General features: G+C 64.0%; 11 protein-coding genes. 8 read left to right on the forward strand and 3 right to left on the reverse strand.

What is annotated here, in order from left to right:
- A partial coding sequence (locus ACFWYE_RS28260; RefSeq protein ID WP_379115397.1) for an autotransporter-associated beta strand repeat-containing protein occupies nt 1–5,931 on the reverse strand: 5,931 nt, incomplete at its 3' end.
- Nucleotides 5,932–6,266: 335 nt separating this feature from the next.
- On the opposite strand from ACFWYE_RS28260, the gene ACFWYE_RS28265 reads away from it, so the two are divergent.
- The 8 genes from ACFWYE_RS28265 (at nt 6,267) to ACFWYE_RS28300 (ending at nt 16,391) form a co-directional block, all read left to right on the forward strand.
- Nucleotides 6,267–7,988 (forward strand): winged helix-turn-helix domain-containing protein, encoded by a 1,722-nt coding sequence (locus tag ACFWYE_RS28265; protein ID WP_379115398.1) that lies wholly within the window; start codon nt 6,267–6,269, stop codon nt 7,986–7,988.
- A gap of 251 nt (nt 7,989–8,239) precedes the next feature.
- Nucleotides 8,240–9,805, forward strand: a complete 1,566-nt coding sequence (locus ACFWYE_RS28270) for an ABC transporter substrate-binding protein (protein WP_379115399.1) — start codon at nt 8,240–8,242, stop codon at nt 9,803–9,805.
- Nucleotides 9,806–9,934: 129 nt separating this feature from the next.
- The gene (locus tag ACFWYE_RS28275; protein ID WP_379115400.1) at nt 9,935–10,924 is read left to right on the forward strand and encodes an ABC transporter permease; all 990 of its coding nucleotides are present in this window, start codon (nt 9,935–9,937) and stop codon (nt 10,922–10,924) included.
- A gap of 9 nt (nt 10,925–10,933) precedes the next feature.
- Nucleotides 10,934–11,854, forward strand: coding sequence for an ABC transporter permease (locus ACFWYE_RS28280; protein ID WP_379115401.1), 921 nt, complete (start codon nt 10,934–10,936; stop codon nt 11,852–11,854).
- Nucleotides 11,854–13,728 carry a dipeptide ABC transporter ATP-binding protein gene (locus ACFWYE_RS28285; RefSeq protein WP_379115402.1) on the forward strand — a complete coding sequence of 625 codons (1,875 nt, stop codon included), beginning with the start codon at nt 11,854–11,856 and terminating at the stop codon, nt 13,726–13,728. Before ACFWYE_RS28280 ends, ACFWYE_RS28285 begins: the two co-directional genes overlap by 1 nt.
- A complete protein-coding gene (locus ACFWYE_RS28290) occupies nt 13,725–14,942 on the forward strand; it encodes a M20 aminoacylase family protein (RefSeq protein ID WP_379115403.1) in 1,218 nt (405 codons plus the stop codon). The genes ACFWYE_RS28285 and ACFWYE_RS28290 overlap by 4 nt, the downstream gene beginning before the upstream one ends.
- Before the next feature lie 31 nt (nt 14,943–14,973).
- A complete protein-coding gene (locus ACFWYE_RS28295) occupies nt 14,974–15,732 on the forward strand; it encodes an SDR family NAD(P)-dependent oxidoreductase (RefSeq protein ID WP_379115404.1) in 759 nt (252 codons plus the stop codon).
- Between the two features lie 41 nt (nt 15,733–15,773).
- A complete protein-coding gene (locus ACFWYE_RS28300) occupies nt 15,774–16,391 on the forward strand; it encodes a cupin domain-containing protein (RefSeq protein WP_379062513.1) in 618 nt (205 codons plus the stop codon).
- A 16-nt stretch (nt 16,392–16,407) separates the two neighbouring features.
- On the opposite strand, the gene ACFWYE_RS28305 is transcribed toward ACFWYE_RS28300, so the two are convergent.
- Entirely contained in the window at nt 16,408–17,334 is a 927-nt protein-coding gene (locus ACFWYE_RS28305) for a PfkB family carbohydrate kinase (RefSeq protein ID WP_379115405.1), read from the reverse strand.
- Between the two features lie 9 nt (nt 17,335–17,343).
- A complete protein-coding gene (locus tag ACFWYE_RS28310) occupies nt 17,344–18,438 on the reverse strand; it encodes an ABC transporter ATP-binding protein (RefSeq protein WP_379115406.1) in 1,095 nt (364 codons plus the stop codon).

The raw sequence follows: 18,438 nt of genomic DNA on the forward strand, positions 1-18,438 counted from the left end.
CGGGCCGACTTCGAAACGGTTGGCGAAGGTCAGGCCATCCGCTCCAGCCTGGAACACACCGGTATCGTTCAACAGCACACGCCCAGTGCCGACGGTGCTGTTGTTCGTCACGATGAGTTTGGTGTTGCCACCGAAATAACCAACAGTGGTGCCGCCGGTGTAGGTGTTGACACCGGTCAAGGTCAGCGTGCCGCCGCTCAGCGTGAGCGAACCGCCGGTTGAATTGTTGAAGCAATCGGTGCCCGTCGTCCCGCAATCGCTGATAACACCGGAGAAGGTGCCGTTCGCATTGACGATGCCGAGGTTCCTGCCGCCGAGATAGACCTCGCCGCTGCCGGTCAGCGATTTGATGCCCGGCCCCGATCCGGTGCTTTGTGCGGAAATGTCGAAGACGCCGTTAGCCACGACACCGCTCGAGGAGAAGACACCGCCGTCACCCGAAAGCTGCAAGGTGCCGCCCTGCTCGATCGTCGTCGCGCCGGTGTACAGGTTGGCGCCGGAGAACATCTGCGTCGCGCCGTTGGCGATGACCACGCTGCCACCGGTGCCGCCGCCGATGCCGCCGTCGCGGATCAAGCCGCCGAACAGGGAGCCATTTGTGATGGTGAGGGTTTTCGAACCCAGCGCCACGATGCCGTCGCCCGTCGCACTCGACAGGCCGGCAATGCGCGCACCTGCGGTCGTCTGCGAAATGTCGAGAGTGCCGTTGGATATGAAGCCGACATAGGCAGAGCTGGCGATCGACCCGCTGCCCTTCAGCGCCAGCTTGGCACCGCCATAGATCTCGGTGGCGTTGGTGTAGGTGTTGACGCCGGACAAGGTCTGCGTGCCAGCCTCTATCGACAATCCGCCGCTACCTTTGATCGTACCGGCGAACTCGGTCGAACCGTTGGTGATGACCAATCCCTTGCTGCCCAACTCGACCGTTCCGGAAGACGTTCCGGCAAGACTGGTGATCGCCGCGATCGGCATGTACCGCCCTGAAATATCCAATATGCCGTTTTCGATATTCACGACGCTCGACATGCCGATGTTGCCGAGACCATTCAGCGCCAGCGTGCCGCCCTTGATCGTGGTGGCGCCGGTATAGTCGTTGACGGTCGAAAGGATCAGCGTGCCGCTGCCGAACTTGTCCAGACCGATGCCGGCGGCGCCCGTCAGGATCGAGGCGATCTCCGCCGTGACACCGGCATTGACGTTGACGAAGCTCGCCGAGCTGTTGTTGGCACTGTCTCCGGTGAGCGTCAGGTCATCGCCCTCGATCTTGTAGCCGTCGCTGGTAAACTGGATGCCCTCGAAGCCGACCGGGCCGCTGACCTTCACCACTCCGCCGGTGCCGGTGAACACTGCCACCGAACCGTGCCATTGATCGTTGAAGTCAGCCGCGCCCGGAGCGCCGGTCCAGTTGGTTCCTGCTGCACTCCAGATGCCGGCGCCGCCGTCGACGGTGCCGTTGCCGATGCCGTCGGTGCCGTCCCAGAACTGCACGATCTGGTCGCCATTCTGGATGAACAGGTTGACCTGGTGCGGGATCGCGGTCTGGATGGTGGCGCTCGCCGGCAGGCTGGAATAGCTGCCTGAAACAGAACCGTCGACATTGAACAGCCGGTAATAACCGGATACCGCCCCTGGCGTCAGCAGGGTTCCGCCAAGCGTCAGATTGCCGGTGACATAGACGAGGTCGTTCAACGGACCGCCGACAACGCCCGGAGCGCCGAGTTCGAACAGGCTGGTCGAGCCAGCCCCCAGGGTCAGGTCGCCGGCGACCGTCAGCTTGCCCGGGCTGCTGCCGGCCGAAAGCGTGCCGTTGACGACCGTGCTGCCCAGCGTGCCATTGCCACCGATCGTGGCACCGGCATCCACGGTGATGCCCGACGACGAAGCGATCGAGCCGTTCACCAGCAGCTTGCCGCCGCTCACCGTCGTCGTGCCTGTATAGGTGCTGGTGCCGGTGAGTGTCAGCGATCCCGCGCCAACCTTGGTCAGGCCACCGCTGCCGGTAATGCCTTGCGAAATGGTGGTGTCGAAGGTGTCGGTATCGATGGTCCCGCCACCACCATTGAGAGCGATCTGGCGCGTCGCGGCGAAATCGAACGACGCACCCAGCTTCAGCGCGCCGCCATCGAAGGTCAGGGAGCCGGAAGCAGCACCCAGATTGGTGTCCCGCGAAGCCTGTACGACACCTCCCAGCAGCGATGTGCCACCGGTATAGGTGTTGTCGCCCGACAGCGTCAGTGTGCCTGCGCCGGTCTTGGCCAGAGAGCCGCCGGTGCCTGCGGGGCCGTCGCTGATCGTCCCGCTGACCTCGGTCGACTGATCGTTGGAGCCGACGGTCAGTTTCTTGGAACCCAGATAATAGCTGCCGGCGCCTTCGATCGAACCGGCGGTCGTGCCGGCCGAGGTCAGGTCGCCGATATGGAAACTGCCGCCATCCTCGACGGCGAAACGCGCGTTGCCACCGCTGCTGCCGTCACGGAACTTGACCGAGCCGCCAGAGTTGACGGTGATGGCCGCGCTTGCCGCGGTGCTGCTGCCTTTGAATTCCACCGTTCCCCGGGCCGTGATGACAGCCGTGCCCGCGGTGCTGGTGTCTGAAAAAGTCGTGATGCCGTCGCTTTCGATCCGCGCCCCGTCGGCGGTGCTGCGGTCCTTGAAGTTCATGGCCGACATGTTGCGGATATGCGCCTGGTCCGCCGAGCTGTCGCCGGTGAAATTGACCATCTGCAGATTGAAGATCTCGGCGTTTCCGGCCTTGCTGCTGTCGCTGAAGTTGAGGACGCCGCTGCTGTTGTTGATCTCGGCGGAGCCGCCCGTGGCACTGTCGTAGAAATTCAGCGTGCCGGCGTTGATCCTGATGCTGTTGCTGCTGCCACCGGCGCTCGTGGTATTGCGGAAATTTGTGGTGCCACTGCTGGTTATGGACAGGGCGCTGCTCGGATCGACATTGACGATGTCGAAGGTGCCGCTCGCGGCCACATCGACGGACCCGGTGATCTTGCCTGCAACACCGCCGACACCGCTGGTGCCGAGCTGCAGCGTGCCGGCATTGACCTTCGTGCCGCCGCGATGATTGCCGATACCGGTCAGCGTCAGCGTGCCGGTGCCGACCTTGTTCAGGGCCAGGGAACCCGCACCGCCATCCAGGATCGTTCCGCCAAAGACGCTCGAACCGTTGACGCCGCCGATCGACAATGTCGCGTCGGAAATGCCGGTGTTGGTGACGATCCCGTCACCGGTCAGCGCGCTGATCGCCTGGTCGAAGCCGCCGAGATCGATGGTCGCGCCACCGACGACGCTGAACGCGCCAATGGACGAAAACGCATTGGACGCGCCGCCTTGCAGCGTGCCGCCGGCAACCGCCGTCGACCCGGTATAGCTGCTGGTGCCCGAGAGCTTCAGCGTGCCGTTGCCGGTCTTGACCAGCGAACCGCCGGTACCACTGATCGTTCCGCTGACTTCGGTCGACAGGTTGTTCGAACCGACGGTCAACTCGTTGTCGCCAAGCAGATAGGAGCCACCGCCGGCGATGGAGCCCGCGTTGAGCTTCTTGTTCCCGCTGGCACCGGTCGAGCCGGAGAAATCGACGGTGCCGCCATTGCTGATCTCGGCATTGGCCGCGTCGCTGTTGAAGAGGAATACGACGCTGGAATTGTTGCTGATCCTGGCACTGCCCGCCGTCGCGGTGGAGCGGAATGTCAGGTTGCCGTTGTTCGTGATCCTGGCTGTACCGGCCTGGCTGGCCTCATAAAAAGTCAGATCCTGATTGTTGGTTATGTCGGCATTGCCTGCCGAGCTGTTGCCATAGAAGGCCAGCGTGCCGCCATTGGTGATGTGCGCTGTGTCCGCGGAACTGAAATTATCGAAGTTCAGGAAACCACCGTTGTTGGTGGTGATGGTGGCACTTCCCGCCAGACTGTTCTGATAGAACAGAAGCGTGTTGTTGTTGGTGATGTTGCTTGCGCCGGCCTTGCTGCCGTCGTGAAACTCGACAAAGAAGTTGTTGGTGATCCTAGCGCTGGCGGCGCTGCTGGTGTCGTAGAAATAGAGCTCGCCCGTGTTCGTGATCGTGGTGCTGCCTGCGGTGGTGGCGTTGTAGAAATTCGTGGTGGCCTTGTTCGTGATGCCGGTGATGGCCGTCGTGTCGGCATTGGTCAGGTTGAATGTGCCGCTGTTTACGGTCACCGCCCCGCGGATGGAGCCGGAAGTGCCGCTGGTGCCAAGTTGCAGCCCGCCGCCGCCGCTGACGGTGGTCCCGCCGGTGTAGGTGTTGTTGCCCGTGAGAATGACCATGCCGGAAGGTCCGGTCTTGACCAGGCCGGCGTTGCCCGCCAGCGTCGCTCCAATCGTACCTGCGCCCCAAAGGTTGAAACCGTTCGCGGCCTCGATCGTGCCGGTGCCCGAGATGGTGCCGCCGTTGAAGGTGAGCGTTCCGAGGCTGAGTTTGCGGCCGGCGGCAACATTCAGCGTCGCCGTATCGGAATTTGTGAGCGTCGACACGCCGGACATGTTGCCGCCGGTGAGCGATATCGAGCCGGTACCCTGGTTGTTTATGTTGCTCATCTGCGCATCGACGTCGCCGCTCACGACATTGATCGCGCCAGTGTTGTTGACGCTGTAGCCCACACCGGGAGAGAGCTTCGCCGTACCGCCAGGACCGTTGAAATTGATGATGCCGGAAACGTTGTTGTTGATGTCGCCATTGTCCATCACGACACCGTCGGTGCCGACATTGATGGTGCTGTTGTTGTTCAGCGTGTTTCCGGTACCGAACAGCACCGCCCTGGCGGCCAGGTTGATCTGGCCGCTATTGAAGATCGTTACGGCGGACAACGTGTTTTCTTCGCCGATATTGATCGTACCGCCGGCGTTGTTGAGGCTCGTGAAACCGTTTGCGGAGTCGGATCCCAGGCTGAGTGTCGCGCCCGGATTGATCTTGAGCACATTGCTGTATGTGCCGGACATCGTGGTGGTGCCGCCGGCCAGTTCGATCGAACCGTAGATCAGACCTTCGTTATGAACGCTGTTGGTGCCGCCGGTGAGATAGATCGCCTGCCGTTGGGCGTTGTTGCTGGCATTCATGCCGCCCAGGATCTGGCCAGTGATGTTGTTCGTGAGGGCAATGTTGGCACCATACACGCCAAAGCCGCCCTGGCCTCCCGCACCAGTGACGCCGGCGTTGAACGCCCAGGACCCACCCGCCCCGCCATTACCGCCCCGAAGGGTGCCGTTGTTGACGATGATCGCACCATTGGGATTGCTCACGGCAACGCCATTGCCCCCCGTACCGCCGGCGCCGTAATCCGATGAGACGAGATTGGACGCCAGGGCAGTCGAAATGCGGGCACCACCACCTGTTCCACCCGCTCCACCCGCGACTGTGACACCGGCGTTGACCGTCACGGTCACACCGGCATTCGTCCCGTCGACGAAGACACCGCTGCCGCCGCCGCCGCCGCCACCGCCACCGCCCTTGCGCACGCCACCGGATGTTTCCGCCGCACCATTGCCGCCGTTGCCGCCGACACCGCCTGTGACGCTGGTGGAGATCGAACTGCTGGTCCCGGCGGAGGTGCCCGCACCACCGGCGCCACCACCGCCGCCGCCTTGACCGATAATATACCCCCCGCCGCCGCCGCCGCCGGCATCAGCGCCGCCGCCGCCGCCACCGATAGGGCCACTGCTGCTGCCATCACCTCCGCGTGTGCCGGTCACCACGCCATTTCCCGACTGGCCGGCATTGCCGCCCGTACCAGGCGTGCTGAAATTCGGGGCGTTCGTGCCGGCAGAACCGCCTGCTCCGTCTGCCAGCACGCCGGTGGCCGCCACAAGCGCCAGCGGAGCCACTGAAGCGGCAAGCCAGGCCATACGCCGGACAGCGGACGGCAGCGCAAGCCGGTTGGTCTGCGCCAGGTTCTTCTTTCCAGAAATCACGAAAATGCTCCGCATGCTTTGGTATCGGCGGTAGGATTGGAGAGGGGCGGCCGGCGCATCACGCCAGGCAGAAACACCCGAAAAAAGTCGAGCGCTGCAACTGGGGGGTATCCGGCAGGAAGGCCGGCAGACGACCGCTTCGGCCGGCTGAAGCCGCCTCCGACATCCTTGATTTCAAAGTAACTTCCCCGCACAACAAGCCCTGCCCTGAAACGGCATCCCGAGCTTTCATCTCATTGAAGGTGCGGGTACGTCCTGAAGCGGCGACGAAGACTTTCTGAAGATTTTCTGATATTTGAACGATACGCGGCGCAGCCGTGGAAAAGGGGAAGCACGTGCTCCGGTTCGCCGGCTTTGAGCTTGATCAACGACGCGCCGAGTTGCGTGATGCCGGCGGCAGCCCGATAAGGCTGCGGCCGAAGACGTTCGACATGCTTTACCTGTTTGCGGTCAATGCCGGCCGCGTCGTCAGCAAGCAGGAGCTGATGGAGGCGATCTGGCCGAATGTGCATGTCGGCGAAGACAGCCTGTTCCAATGCATCCGCGAGATCCGCACCGCGCTCGGCGACGACGGCCGCAGCCTGATCAAGGTCGTTTCCGGTCGCGGCTACATGTTCGATGCCGAAGTGTCGGGTTTGCCGGTCAGCCCCGATGTGCAGGCCGAGCCAGAAACCGCTACCACCAGCGAGTCCGTACCATCTGCACAGATGCCTGCAATGACAGCGGCACAGCGTCAGCCCTTCCGTGGCCTGCGCGGCTGGGCGGCCATCGTCGTCAGTTTCTGCGCGGTGATCGGTTTCGCCGTGGCGGCGCCAGCCATTGCGCCAAATCTGATCTTCTCACCCAAGCCGCCCATGGTGATGGTGATGCCGATCACCGCCGCCGGCGGCGATGCTCAACTCATGTCGACGGCCGGAAACGTGACCGAACGCCTGAGCGACGGCCTGGCCAGGATCGACACGATCCGGGTGGTGACGTCGCGCACAAAGCCGGCGACAGCGCTGCTGGCCGGCGTGTCTGCTGCCGTGACGGATGCTGACTTCCTGGTTAACGGCGAACTGGAGCGACACGCCAATGCCTGGACGCTGGAAGCGCGCCTGACCGACACTGCAACCGGCGAGGTGAAGTGGACGACCTCGGTTTCGGTCAGCACCGAGAACACGGAGCCGGCCATCCAGCAGACGAGGATTGCCGCGGGGCTGGGGCACGAGCTCGCACTGCGCATCAACGCGTCGCTTTATCCCGAGACCAGAGGAACCACGCTCACCTCCCCCGCCGACAATGCCAAGGTCGTCGTCGAACAGGCCCTCGCTTCGATCAACCAGACGACACGCGAACGCTTCGCCACCGCTCAGGCGATGCTGGAGAACGGCCTGACCGGTGAGCCCGACAATGTCGATCTGCAGGTGACGCTTGCGGCGCTGCAGACGCGCGGCATCCAGATGGTCTGGTACAGTCCCGCTGAAATGACCGCCGCGGAATCGAGAGCGCGATCGCTGCTGGAGCGCGCGCTGCAGGCCAAGCCGCGCTACCTGCCCGGCCTGGAAGCCTATTGCCGGTTCCTGACCGCGACCAACAACTTCGTCGAAAGCCTGGTCGCCTGCGCGCGCGTATTGAACCTCGACCCATGGAACGGCGGTGCGCTCTACCAGCTTGGCCTGACGCAGCTTCAGCTCGGCCGCACCGAGGATGCGCTTGCAACGTTCCAACAGGCAGATGTCTTCGACACCCCCGCCGTCTCCCGCTGGACCTGGAAGATCGGTATCGGCTGGGCTCATCTCATGCTCGGCCGCAATGACGAGGCCGTGGAATGGATCAAGAAGTCCATCGCCATCACGCCTGCGTCGGGACGACCCTATCTGCTGCTGGCGGCAGCGCTTCAACGCGCCGGCCGCCCCGAAGAGGCAAAGATCGCCTTAGCCAAGGGGATGGCGCTGCGCCCGAATTCGACTGCGCTCAACGTGCTGCCGCCCGAGCGCAATGCCAGCCCGGCCTTTGTCGAGGCGAGTGTGGGCATCGTGCAAACGATGGTCGAGGTCGGCCTGCCGAAGAACTAGTTCTTCGATAATGCCCATAGGGCCAAGTCTGCGAAATCCCGCAACAGATCGATGAACGCGGCTGGCCCTTCCGCCATGTCGCCGACACTGCGATCTGCCCTATCGAAACGCGATCCCCGCTGGAATCGCGGCTCCCCCGAAGTGCATGAATTCAAGACTCATGACTCTTCATTCAAGTCACTTGACAATCACTCACCATAGTTGAATCCTTCACGTGCTAAGTTTTCGACTTTGCACAAATGGGGGGAGATATGAAAACGACCAGGCGTATGTTCCTGGCCGGCGCGACCGCGCTCGGCGCAGGCTCACTCATCATCGGACCGACGGGCAAACTGGGCCGCGCTTTCGCTCAGGACGGCAAGACATTGTCCTTCGCGGCCGCCGGTACCGTCACCAGCAGCTGGGACCCGAGCTCCCATACGGTTGCACCGCAGATCACTGCCGAAGGCTTTCTGTTCGGCCATCTGACCAAATGCCCGATGACGCCCGAAAATCCGGGCGAGATCCTTCCCGACCTCGCGGTCGAATGGAAAGTGATCGATCCTTTCACCCTGGAGTACAAGCTGCGCCAGGGCGTCACTTTCCATGACGGCAAGGAGTTCAAGGCCGAAGACGTCAAGGCGACCTACGAATACGCCTCGCAGCCGAGCCGGCCGGCATCGGCCTGGTATCCGGGGCAGGTCGAAGTCGAGATCGTCGACGACTACACAGTGCGCCTGAAGACCGAGAAGTTCGGCTATCCGGCGCTCAACTTCTGGTATGTCTCGGCCTTCCTGCCGATCCTGTCGGCCAAGGATGTCGCCACTCCAGATGTGCTCAAGCAGCGACCGAACGGCACCGGTCCGTTCCGCTACGAGGCAACCAAGGGCGACCAGATCATCTTCAAGGCGTTCGACAAGTTCCATGACGGCAAGCCGCAGATCGAGACCATATTGTGGAACTATGTGCCCGACGCCAATACGCGCGTGCTTGGCCTGCTGAACGGCCAGTATCACCTGACCGAGCGCCTGGAACCCGAGCAGTTTGCTTCACTGTCCAAGGAGGCCAGCATCACCACGCAGCGCGGCCTCTCCAGCGAAAACAAATATCTGCACTTCCGCTGCAACAAGCCGCCCTTCGACGATGTTCGCGTGCGCCTGGCTGCCGTTCATGCCATCGACCGCGAACAGGTCCTCGCCGTGGTCGGTGACGCGGGACAGGCGTCCAACTGCCACATATCGCCGGTGAAGTTCGGCTACACCGACGTTGCCACCTATCCGAAGTTCGACCCTGAACTCAGCCAGAAGCTTCTTGCCGAGGCCGGGTTCCCGAAGGGCCAGGGCCTGCCGGAGATCGAATACATCACCTCGGTGGGCTTCTATCCGAAGACCCGCGAATATGGCGAACTGATCACGGCCATGCTGCAGGAACAGGGCTTCCCGGTGAAGCTGACGACGCTGGAACCTGCTGCCTGGGAAGAACAGCTCTATCGCCGCGCCGACGGCCAAGGCCCCGGCCACATCGTCGATGTCGGCTGGATCACCGGCTCGCCAGAACCGGACCTGGTGCTGCGCCCGAACTACCTGTCGAAATTCGCGCTGATCAACGGCATCTCCGATCCCGAGATCGATGCGGCCCTCGACAAGGAGCGCAATGCCGCCTCGACCGACGAGCGGTTGAAGATCCTGCAGACGGAAACCCTGCCGCTCATCGCCGCCAAGGTGCCGAGCGTCTCGCTGTTCTCGTCGGTGTTCCTGCGGGCGATGTCTAAGAACCTGCAGGGCGTCTATTTCTACCCGAACGGCCCGATCGATCTCAGCAAGGCGACACTCGCCTGAACCTGGCAGACGCGTGCGGCACCGCTGGTGCCGCACATCACTTTGTCTCGCGCATGATCTCTGGATCACGCGCCGCGCGGCGGCGGTCGATCCGGCTATCGCCTGCGCTTGCTGTCTGAGAAAGAGGTCATGGCATTCGCGTTCGAATTCTTCCTGCGCCGCATCGGCCAGGGTCTGGTCATCGTGCTTCTCGTCGCCTTCGTGATCTTCACGCTGCTGCGTATCGTTCCGGGCGATCCGATCCGCATCATCCTCGGGCCGATGACCCCGGCCAGCGTGCTCGAGGAAACAGCCAGGAACCTTGGGCTGCGCGATCCGATCCTGGTCCAGTTCGGCCGCTTCGTGACGCAGGTCGCGAGTGGCGACCTCGGGCGGTCGTTCATCCGCGGCGTCCAGGGCGGCAGCACCGGAGGGTCGCAGGATAGCGCAGGCTTCGATCCGGAGAGCCGGGCCTCGGTCGCCGAGCTCATCGGCACTGCCCTGCCCTACAGCCTGCAGCTTGCCGCGCTCGGCATCGCCTTCACCTTGCTGGTCTCGGTGCCGATCGGGCTTGCCGCCGGCCTGCGCAGCGGAAGCTGGCCGGACCGGCTCGGCCTCTATGTCAGTTCCTTCCTGGTATCGCTGCCCAACATCTGGGTCGGCGTGGTGCTGATCTTCCTGCTGTCGGCCAAGACCGGCCTGCTGCCGGCGATCGGCTACAAGGGTTTCGCCTACACGATCATCCCGGCGATGGTGCTCGCCATCGAGCTGTCGCCGGTGCTGATCCGCGCCATCTCCGTCTCCGTCGCGGCCAATCTCGGCGAGACCTATTTCGATGTCGGCCTGGTGCGAGGCCTGTCGCGCCGCGCGATGATCGCCAGGCACGTCCTGCGCAACGCCGCCGTGCCGCTGCTCAACCTGTTCGGCGCCCAGATGATCGGCATGCTGCTCGGCGGGTTGTTCGTCGTCGAATACATCTTCAGCTACCCGGGACTCGGCATGCTGACGATCAACGCCGTCTTCCAGCGCGACTTCCCGATCATCCAGGCCGTCGCGATCCTGGCCAGCGGCGTGCTCGTCGCCATCAACATGCTCGTCGACTTCGCCTCGACGACCATCGACCGTCGCTTGAAGTTCTGAGGCCGGCAGATGAACAGTTCGACCGCACAGGCTACCTTGCCGAAAGCCAGCCAACCAGCCAGGAGCCGCAGCGTCGCCGCCCGTATCCTGCGCCGTGCCTGGAGCTATACAGAGATGCGCGTGGCAGCCTCGGTGTTCCTGGCGCTGGCGCTGCTCACCGTGCTCGGCCCCTTCATCATCGACGCCTCGGCGACCAAAATGAACGTGACCGACAAGTTCCTGCCGCCGATCTTCATGGAAGGCGGCAAGCTGCCGCATTTCCTCGGCACCGACCAGCTCGGACGCGATCTCCTGCTGCGATCGCTGATCGGGCTGCGCAACGCCTTCGCCATCGGCGTGGTCAGCGTCGTCGGCATGTTCGTCATCGGCTGCGCCATCGGCATCTATGCCGGCTATCGCGGGGGCTGGGTCGACGTGATCCTGATGCGGCTGACCGACGTGCAGATGTCGATCCCGGTGGTCATCCTGGCGATCACCATCCTCGGTATGTCACGCCCCTCACCCGCATCGGTGATCGCCGTGCTGATCCTGGCAAGCTGGCCGGTCTATGCCCGCGTGTCACGTGGCGTGACGCTGTCGGAACGGCAGAAGGAATATGTGCGCGCTGCCAAGATCCTCGGTGCCAGCGACCTGCGCATCATGGTGCTTCACATCGCGCCGAACATCCTGCCGCCAATCGCCTTCGTGGCGGTGCTGGACGTCGCGCGCATGATGATCTTCGAAGCGATCTTCGGCTTCATCGGCATCGGCATCCAGCCGCCGACCCCGACCTTCGGCACCATCATCTCGTCGGGCACGCAATATCTGCTCAACGCCTGGTGGATCACCATCGTGCCCGGCGTGCTGCTCGCCCTGGCACTCAGCAGCCTGAACCTGATGGGCGGCGTGCTGGAACGTGCGCGCAACCAGATCCTGCAGGGAGGCGCATGATGGGCAAGATCATAACGCTGCCTGCCGCAACCTCCGAACCACTGATGACGGTACGCGGCCTCTCGGTCGCCATCGACGGACCCGCAGGCGAACGGCAACTGCTGTCGGATATCGACCTGACGGTGAACGCCCGCTCGGTGCTGGGCATCATCGGCGAAAGCGGTTCCGGCAAGACCATCCTGTCGCGGGCGCTTGTCAACTGGGTACGGCAGCCGCTCAAGGTCACCAGTGGCACCGTCCGCTATGGCGGGCGCGATCTTCTGACCTTGCCGGAGGCCGAGATGGCGCGGCTGCGCGGCCGCGAGATCGCCTATATCGGCGCCAATCCAACCAGCGCGCTCGATCCCACCGTACCGGTCGGCCACCAGATCCTGGAAAAGCTGCGCACCGTCTCACCGCAGCTTTCGCGCGAGGCGGCACGCAAGCGCGTGATCGACACGCTGGATGCCGTGCGCATTCCTTCGCCGACCCAGCGCTTCGACGAATATCCGTTTCAGTTCAGCGGCGGCATGATGCAGCGCGCCTTGATCGTCGATGCGCTGGTCTCCAACCCCAGGCTGCTGATCGCCGACAACATCACACAGCCGCTGGACGTCACGGTGGCCGCACAGATCCTGCGCCTGCTGCGCGACCTGCAGAAGGACTTCGACACGGCGGTGGTGTTCATCTCGTCGTCGCTCGGCATTGTTTCCGAGATCGCCGACGACCTGATCGTGCTCGACCGCGGCCGCATCGTCGAACACAGCCCGGTTTCCGACCTGCTGCGGAAGCCCCAGCATGCCTACTCGCGGGAGCTGATCGCCAAGGTGCCGAAGCTCTGGTCGATCGGCGCGACAATCCCCAGGCCATCTTCCGCCGATGTCGTGCTCGACGTCCGCGATGTCGAAAAGACCTACGAAGTCCGCGACCGCAAAGCGATCTTCGCCCATCGCAAGGTCAAGGCGGTCCGTGGCGTCTCCTTCACCGTCCGGCGCGGCGAGAACTTCGGCATCATCGGGGAATCGGGCTGCGGCAAGTCCACGCTGTCGCGGTTGCTGAGCTGCCTCGAAGCGCCGAACAGCGGCCAGATCCTGTTCGAAGGCCAGGACATCGCCACATTGCGCGGCACCAACCTGCTGGCGCTGCGACGACGCTTTCAGTTGCTGCTGCAGGATCCATACAACGCCATCGCTGCGCATTGTTCGATCGGCCGCACGATTGCCGAACCGCTGTTGATCCACCGGCTCGGCAGCCGCAGCGGGATCGAGGCCAAGGTCAAGGCGGTGATGGCCGAGGTCGGCCTGCCCGAAACGCTGTACGATCAATTGCCGGTCGGGCTGAGCGCCGGCCAGCGGCAGCGGGTCAACATCGCCCGCGCGCTGGTGCTGGAACCTGAACTGCTGATCCTCGACGAGACGCTGTCGGCGCTCGACCAGGTCGAACAGGCAAAGCTGCTCGACCTGTTCGAAACGCTGCAGGCCCGGCGCGGCATCACCTACGTCTACATCTCGCACGATCTCGCCATGGTGCGGCGGGTCTGCGCCCGCGTCGCGGTGATGTATCTCGGCCGCATCGTCGAACTGGCCGACAACGAAACCATGTTCGAGCGTTCGGCGCATCCCTACACACGGGCGCTGCTCAGCGCCGTGCCGACCGTCGAACACAAGCCATACCGGATGGAAACCTATCTGCTGGAAGGCGAGCCGCCGGACCCGATCGACATCCCGCGGGGCTGCAGCTTCCGCACGCGTTGTCCGTTCGCGTTCGACCGCTGCGCCATCGATGATCCGGTGCGCGGGGCCAACGTCGGCGTGAATACCAGCGCCTGCCATCTGCGCGCCGACAGCCTGCCGCCGTCAGAGCCAGCAAGCGCATCGACTGGAACGCCTGCGTGACCCTCATCGAAAACCAGAATGGAAGTCGGCGCATGGGATCGGCAGAGGCTTTTTTCCGCGACCGCCAGGCAATCTATGCCGGATGGCGCCAGCATCTGCACCAGTTCCCGGAAGTGGCCTTCCAGGAACACAAGACTGCTGCCTATATCGCGGAACGCCTCGCCGAAATGGGGCTCGCGGTGGAGACGGGTCTTGCAGGAACCGGTCTTGTCGCGACGCTGGAAGGCGATGAGCCCGGGCCGGCACTCGGCTTGCGCGCCGACATGGACGCATTGCCGATCCTTGAGGAAAGCAAGCTCACCTATCGCTCGCGTCACCATGGTGTGAGCCACGCCTGCGGCCATGACGGGCATATGACCATGCTGCTTGCAGCAGCCGACTATCTGTCCCGTCACCGCCTCGCCGGCAGCGTGCGTTTCATCTTCCAGCCAGCCGAGGAAGCCGAAGGCGGCGGCCGCAGGATGGTCGAGGAAGGGCTGTTCGACCGCTTCCCGGTCGATGCCATTTTCGGGCTGCACAACTGGCCGGGGCTGCCGCTCGGCACCGTTGCGGTCAGGCCCGGGCCGATGATGGCGGCGATGGACCTTTTCACCGTCTCCATCAAGGCATCGGGCGTCCATGCGGCACTGCCGCATCTCGGCACGGATGCCATCGTCGCGGCGGGCACCTTGATCAGCAGCCTGCAGAGCATCACCAGCCGTGCCGTGGATGCCATGCAACCGGTCGTGGTGTCGCTGACGCAGATCCATGGCGGCAATTCACTCAACACGTTGCCGGGGGAAGTCGTGCTGCACGGCACTGTGCGGGCCTTCTCCGAGCAGGCACGGGCAACGGTGCAACAGCGGCTGGAGCAGATCGTCAACGGCATCGCCATCGCGCATGATGTGAAGGCAGTGCTCGCCTTCACGCCGAAATATCCAGCCACCATCAACGACCCTGGTGTGGCGGCCGCAGCCGCGGTCATTGCAGCCGAGACCTGGGGCGAGCAGTCGGTGATCACCGAGTTCGAGCCGAGCATGGCGTCGGAAGACTTCGCCTTCATGCTTGACGCCAAGATGGGTTGTTATGCCTGGATCGGCAACGGCAACCGCACGCCGCTGCACAATCCGGGCTTCGACTTCAATGACGCGCTGATCCCCTATGGCGCGCTCTATTGGGCCGCGCTCGTCAATTCCTGGCCAAAAACCGCAATCGGCACAGCCGCACAGGCGTGATCGCCCTTCACACAATGAGGAGAACCAACAGATGAGACTAGCTGGCAAGAGGGCTTTGCTGATCGGCGCCGCAACCGGCATCGGGCGCGCCTGCGTGGAGGATTTCGCCCGCAATGGCGCCGCCGTCGTCGTGGCCGACCTCAACGAGCCGGCGGCGGCGGAAGCGGCCGCACTTGCCCGCTCGCACGGCGCAACCGCCCACAGCGTGGCCTGCGACGTGCGCGACGAGGACTCGGTGCGTAACACCGTCGACTATGCCGAGCGCGAACTCGGCGGCCTCGACACGCTGGTCTTCCTGGCCGGGCTGATGCGCACCGGCGCCATCGACGACGTCGAAGCCACGACCTGGGATGCGATCTTCAACGTCAACGCGCGCGGCACCTTCTTCGCTGCCAAATATGGCGCCCCGGCCATCAAGCGCGCCGGCGGCGGCAGCTTCATCACCACATCTTCACTCGCCGGCCTGCGTGGCGCGCCGGGCATGACTGCCTATGCCGCGGCCAAGGGCGCGGTGATCGCCTTCACCACCACGCTCGCGCAGGAACTGGCCCCGGCCAACATCCGCGTGAATTCGGTCCTGCCGGGCTGGATCGACACCCCCTTCAACACGCCGGCTATTGATTATATGGGTGGCGTCGAACCACACGGAGAGATCGTCCGCCGCATCGTGCCGCTCGGAAGGCAGGGAACGCCGGCGGAAGTTTCGCCGATTTATGTGTTTCTCGCCTCCGAGGAGGCGCGCTACATTACCGCCAAATCGATGATGGTCGACGGCGGCATGGCGCACTGAACCGGTAACGATCGAGTCAACGGACCAGGGAGGTCCGATACATGATGGATGCGGCAGGGTCGGTGCTCGACCAGGAAATCGAGAACCTGTCCGACGCCCGGCGCCGGGTCGGCATCAAGCTCAAACTTGCACGTCAGACCAAGGGCCTGACGCTGAAGGAGCTTGCCCGCCGCAGCCGTTGTTCGGAGAGCCTGCTCTCCAAGGCCGAGAACGGCAAGGCGCTGCCTTCGCTGCCATTGATCCATCGGCTGGTGCGGGTGCTGGAGACCAACATCAGCTGGCTGTTCGACGAGACCGAGCCGGAAGACACGCCCGTCTTCCGCGCCGGTGAACGGCCGGTGGTGACGCTCGACAACCGGCCGGGTGATGGTGCCGGCGTCTCGTTCGAGCGCATCATTCCCTACAAGGGCGGCCATCTCCTGCAGAGCACGATCCACCACATCGATGTCGGCGGCAAAAGCGGAGAGGCCATCACCCATGAAGGTGAAGAGACCGGCTATGTGCTGCGCGGCAGGATCGAGCTGAACCTCGACGGCGTCGTGCACAGCCTGCAGGCAGGCGATGCCTTCTGCTTCCGTTCGCATGTGCCGCATTCCTACCGCAACACCGGCGACGAACCCGCCAGCATCCTGTGGACCTGTACGCCGCCGACTTTCTAGGCCGCCAGGGACCGGATCACGCCCTGGCCACTAGCCAGTCAAGGTCGAGTCCGGGGGCGAAGTTGCGAAGCTCAACCGGATCGGGAAGGCCGGCGCGGCCGTCGGGACGGGTGCATTTCAGCGCGGCAACCGTGTTGGAAAAGGCGATCGCATCCACAACAGGACGGCCCTTCGCCAGCGCCAGTGCAAACGCACCGTGGAACGCATCACCGGCGCCCGTGGTGTCAACGACGTCAACACGAGGCGGCAGCGCATTTCGGAGGTTGCCATCCTCCAGCCAGAAGAATCCATCCGCGCCATCCGTCACGCCCACGAGGGTGTGTGACGCGCGACGCGCGCGCCTGAGCCCCTCTTCGATCGAATCCGTTCCCGTGAACTGGGCAAGGCCGGGGCGCGAAAAGAGGACGTGGTCGGCAGCTCCCACGATCGCGGCGACGGTGCCGGATGCGTGACGCGAGATGTCGGCATCGAGCAGCGAAGGAATGCCGGCGGCCCGGGCGGCGTGCAGGCATCGCAGTGCGCCTTCAGGCCAGGTCAGGTCGCACAGCACCGCATCGCCCCAGCTTTTCGGTTCGAGCCAGTCCGCCGCAGAGGGTAATTCGGGGTCCGTATAGGCCACGATGAGCCGTTCGCCGCGCGAATCCACCAGCACGACAGCGCCGGAGGATTGCACGCCCGGGAACGCCCGCAACCAGGTCGTATCGACACCCACGGCCTCGAATTCCCGGCGCATCGTGGCTGCGGTATTGTCCTCGCCTGTCCGCGCCGCGATCAACGCATGCCCGCCGAGCCGGGCCACCGTCACCGCCGCCGTCGCGGCGGGGCCGCCGCCCACTTCGTGCCGCCGCTTCGCGTACACTTTCACCGCATGATCGGGGATGCGGTCCAGGGTGAGGATGGTGTCCTGGAGCGCAAGTCCGACACAGAAGACGGAGCATTTCATGGCCGGCCTCTAGACAAGACGCATGCCCGTCTCGGGATGGAAAAGATGGATCGCGTTGAGATCGACGGTGAAGCGACGTGACGTTTCGCCGACGCGGACGCTGCCCGGGCGCACGCGTGCCATGACCTCGCGTCCGCCCAGCCGAACCACCGCCATGGAGTCGGCGCCATGGTCCTCGACCAGGACGACGTCGGAAACAAAGGTGCCGGCATCCGCGGCGTCCCCTGCGAGGCTGACATGTTCGGCGCGCAAGCCGACATCGATCCGGTCGATGCCAGCGCGGCGTGCTGCTTCAGCCCGGCCCGGCCGCAACGGCAACCGATGGCCTTCGCCGAAATCCAGCACCGCGCCGCCCGTGCCGATGTCGATGGTTGCCGGCACAAGAGTCATGGGCGGTGAACCGATGAAGGTTGCCACGAAGCTGTTCACGGGATGCTGATAAATCTCGTTTGGCGAGCCGATCTGCTGGACCTCGCCGAGCCGCAACACGACGATCCGGTCGGCCATGGTCATCGCTTCGGTCTGGTCATGGGTCACGTAGATGCTCGTGGTGCCGAGTGCCGCCTGAAGCTTGCGGATTTCCATACGCATGCCGACGCGCAGCTTGGCATCGAGGTTGGACAGAGGCTCGTCGAACAAAAAGACCTTGGGGTCACGGATCAGCGCACGGCCAAGCGCCACGCGCTGGCGCTGGCCGCCGGAGAGCGCACGCGGCTTGCGGCCGAGATAAGGTTCCAGTTCAAGCATCTGCGCGACGTCACGCACCTTGTCGTCGATCTGATCGGCAGGCAGATCGCGCATCTTGAGCGAGAACCCGAGATTCTCAGCGACCGTCATGTGCGGATAGAGCGCGTAGTCCTGGAAGACCATCGCCATGTCGCGGTCACGCGGCGCGACGGCGTTGAGGCTGCGGCCGTCGAGCATGATGTCGCCACCGCTGATCTCTTCCAGCCCTGCAATCATGCGCAGGAGCGTGCTCTTGCCGCAGCCGGACGGCCCGACAAGCACGACGAACTCGCCGTCGGTGACATCCAGGTCCACCGCCTTTACCGCGTCAACGGTACCGAAGCGCTTGTGCACACCTCGCAGCGTCAACTCAGTCAC

It is taken from the genome of Mesorhizobium sp. NPDC059025 (assembly GCF_042739655.1).
Taxonomy (GTDB): Bacteria; Pseudomonadota; Alphaproteobacteria; order Rhizobiales; family Rhizobiaceae; genus Mesorhizobium.

Coding starts and splice junctions, on each gene's coding strand:
- ACFWYE_RS28270 (WP_379115399.1), top strand. CDS start 8,240: ATGAAAACGACCAGGCGTATGTTCCTGGCCGGCGCGACCGCGCTCGGC.
- ACFWYE_RS28285 (WP_379115402.1), top strand. CDS start 11,854: ATGGGCAAGATCATAACGCTGCCTGCCGCAACCTCCGAACCACTGATG.
- ACFWYE_RS28275 (WP_379115400.1), top strand. CDS start 9,935: ATGGCATTCGCGTTCGAATTCTTCCTGCGCCGCATCGGCCAGGGTCTG.
- ACFWYE_RS28280 (WP_379115401.1), top strand. CDS start 10,934: ATGAACAGTTCGACCGCACAGGCTACCTTGCCGAAAGCCAGCCAACCA.
- ACFWYE_RS28305 (WP_379115405.1), bottom strand. CDS start 17,334: ATGAAATGCTCCGTCTTCTGTGTCGGACTTGCGCTCCAGGACACCATC.
- ACFWYE_RS28300 (WP_379062513.1), top strand. CDS start 15,774: ATGATGGATGCGGCAGGGTCGGTGCTCGACCAGGAAATCGAGAACCTG.
- ACFWYE_RS28295 (WP_379115404.1), top strand. CDS start 14,974: ATGAGACTAGCTGGCAAGAGGGCTTTGCTGATCGGCGCCGCAACCGGC.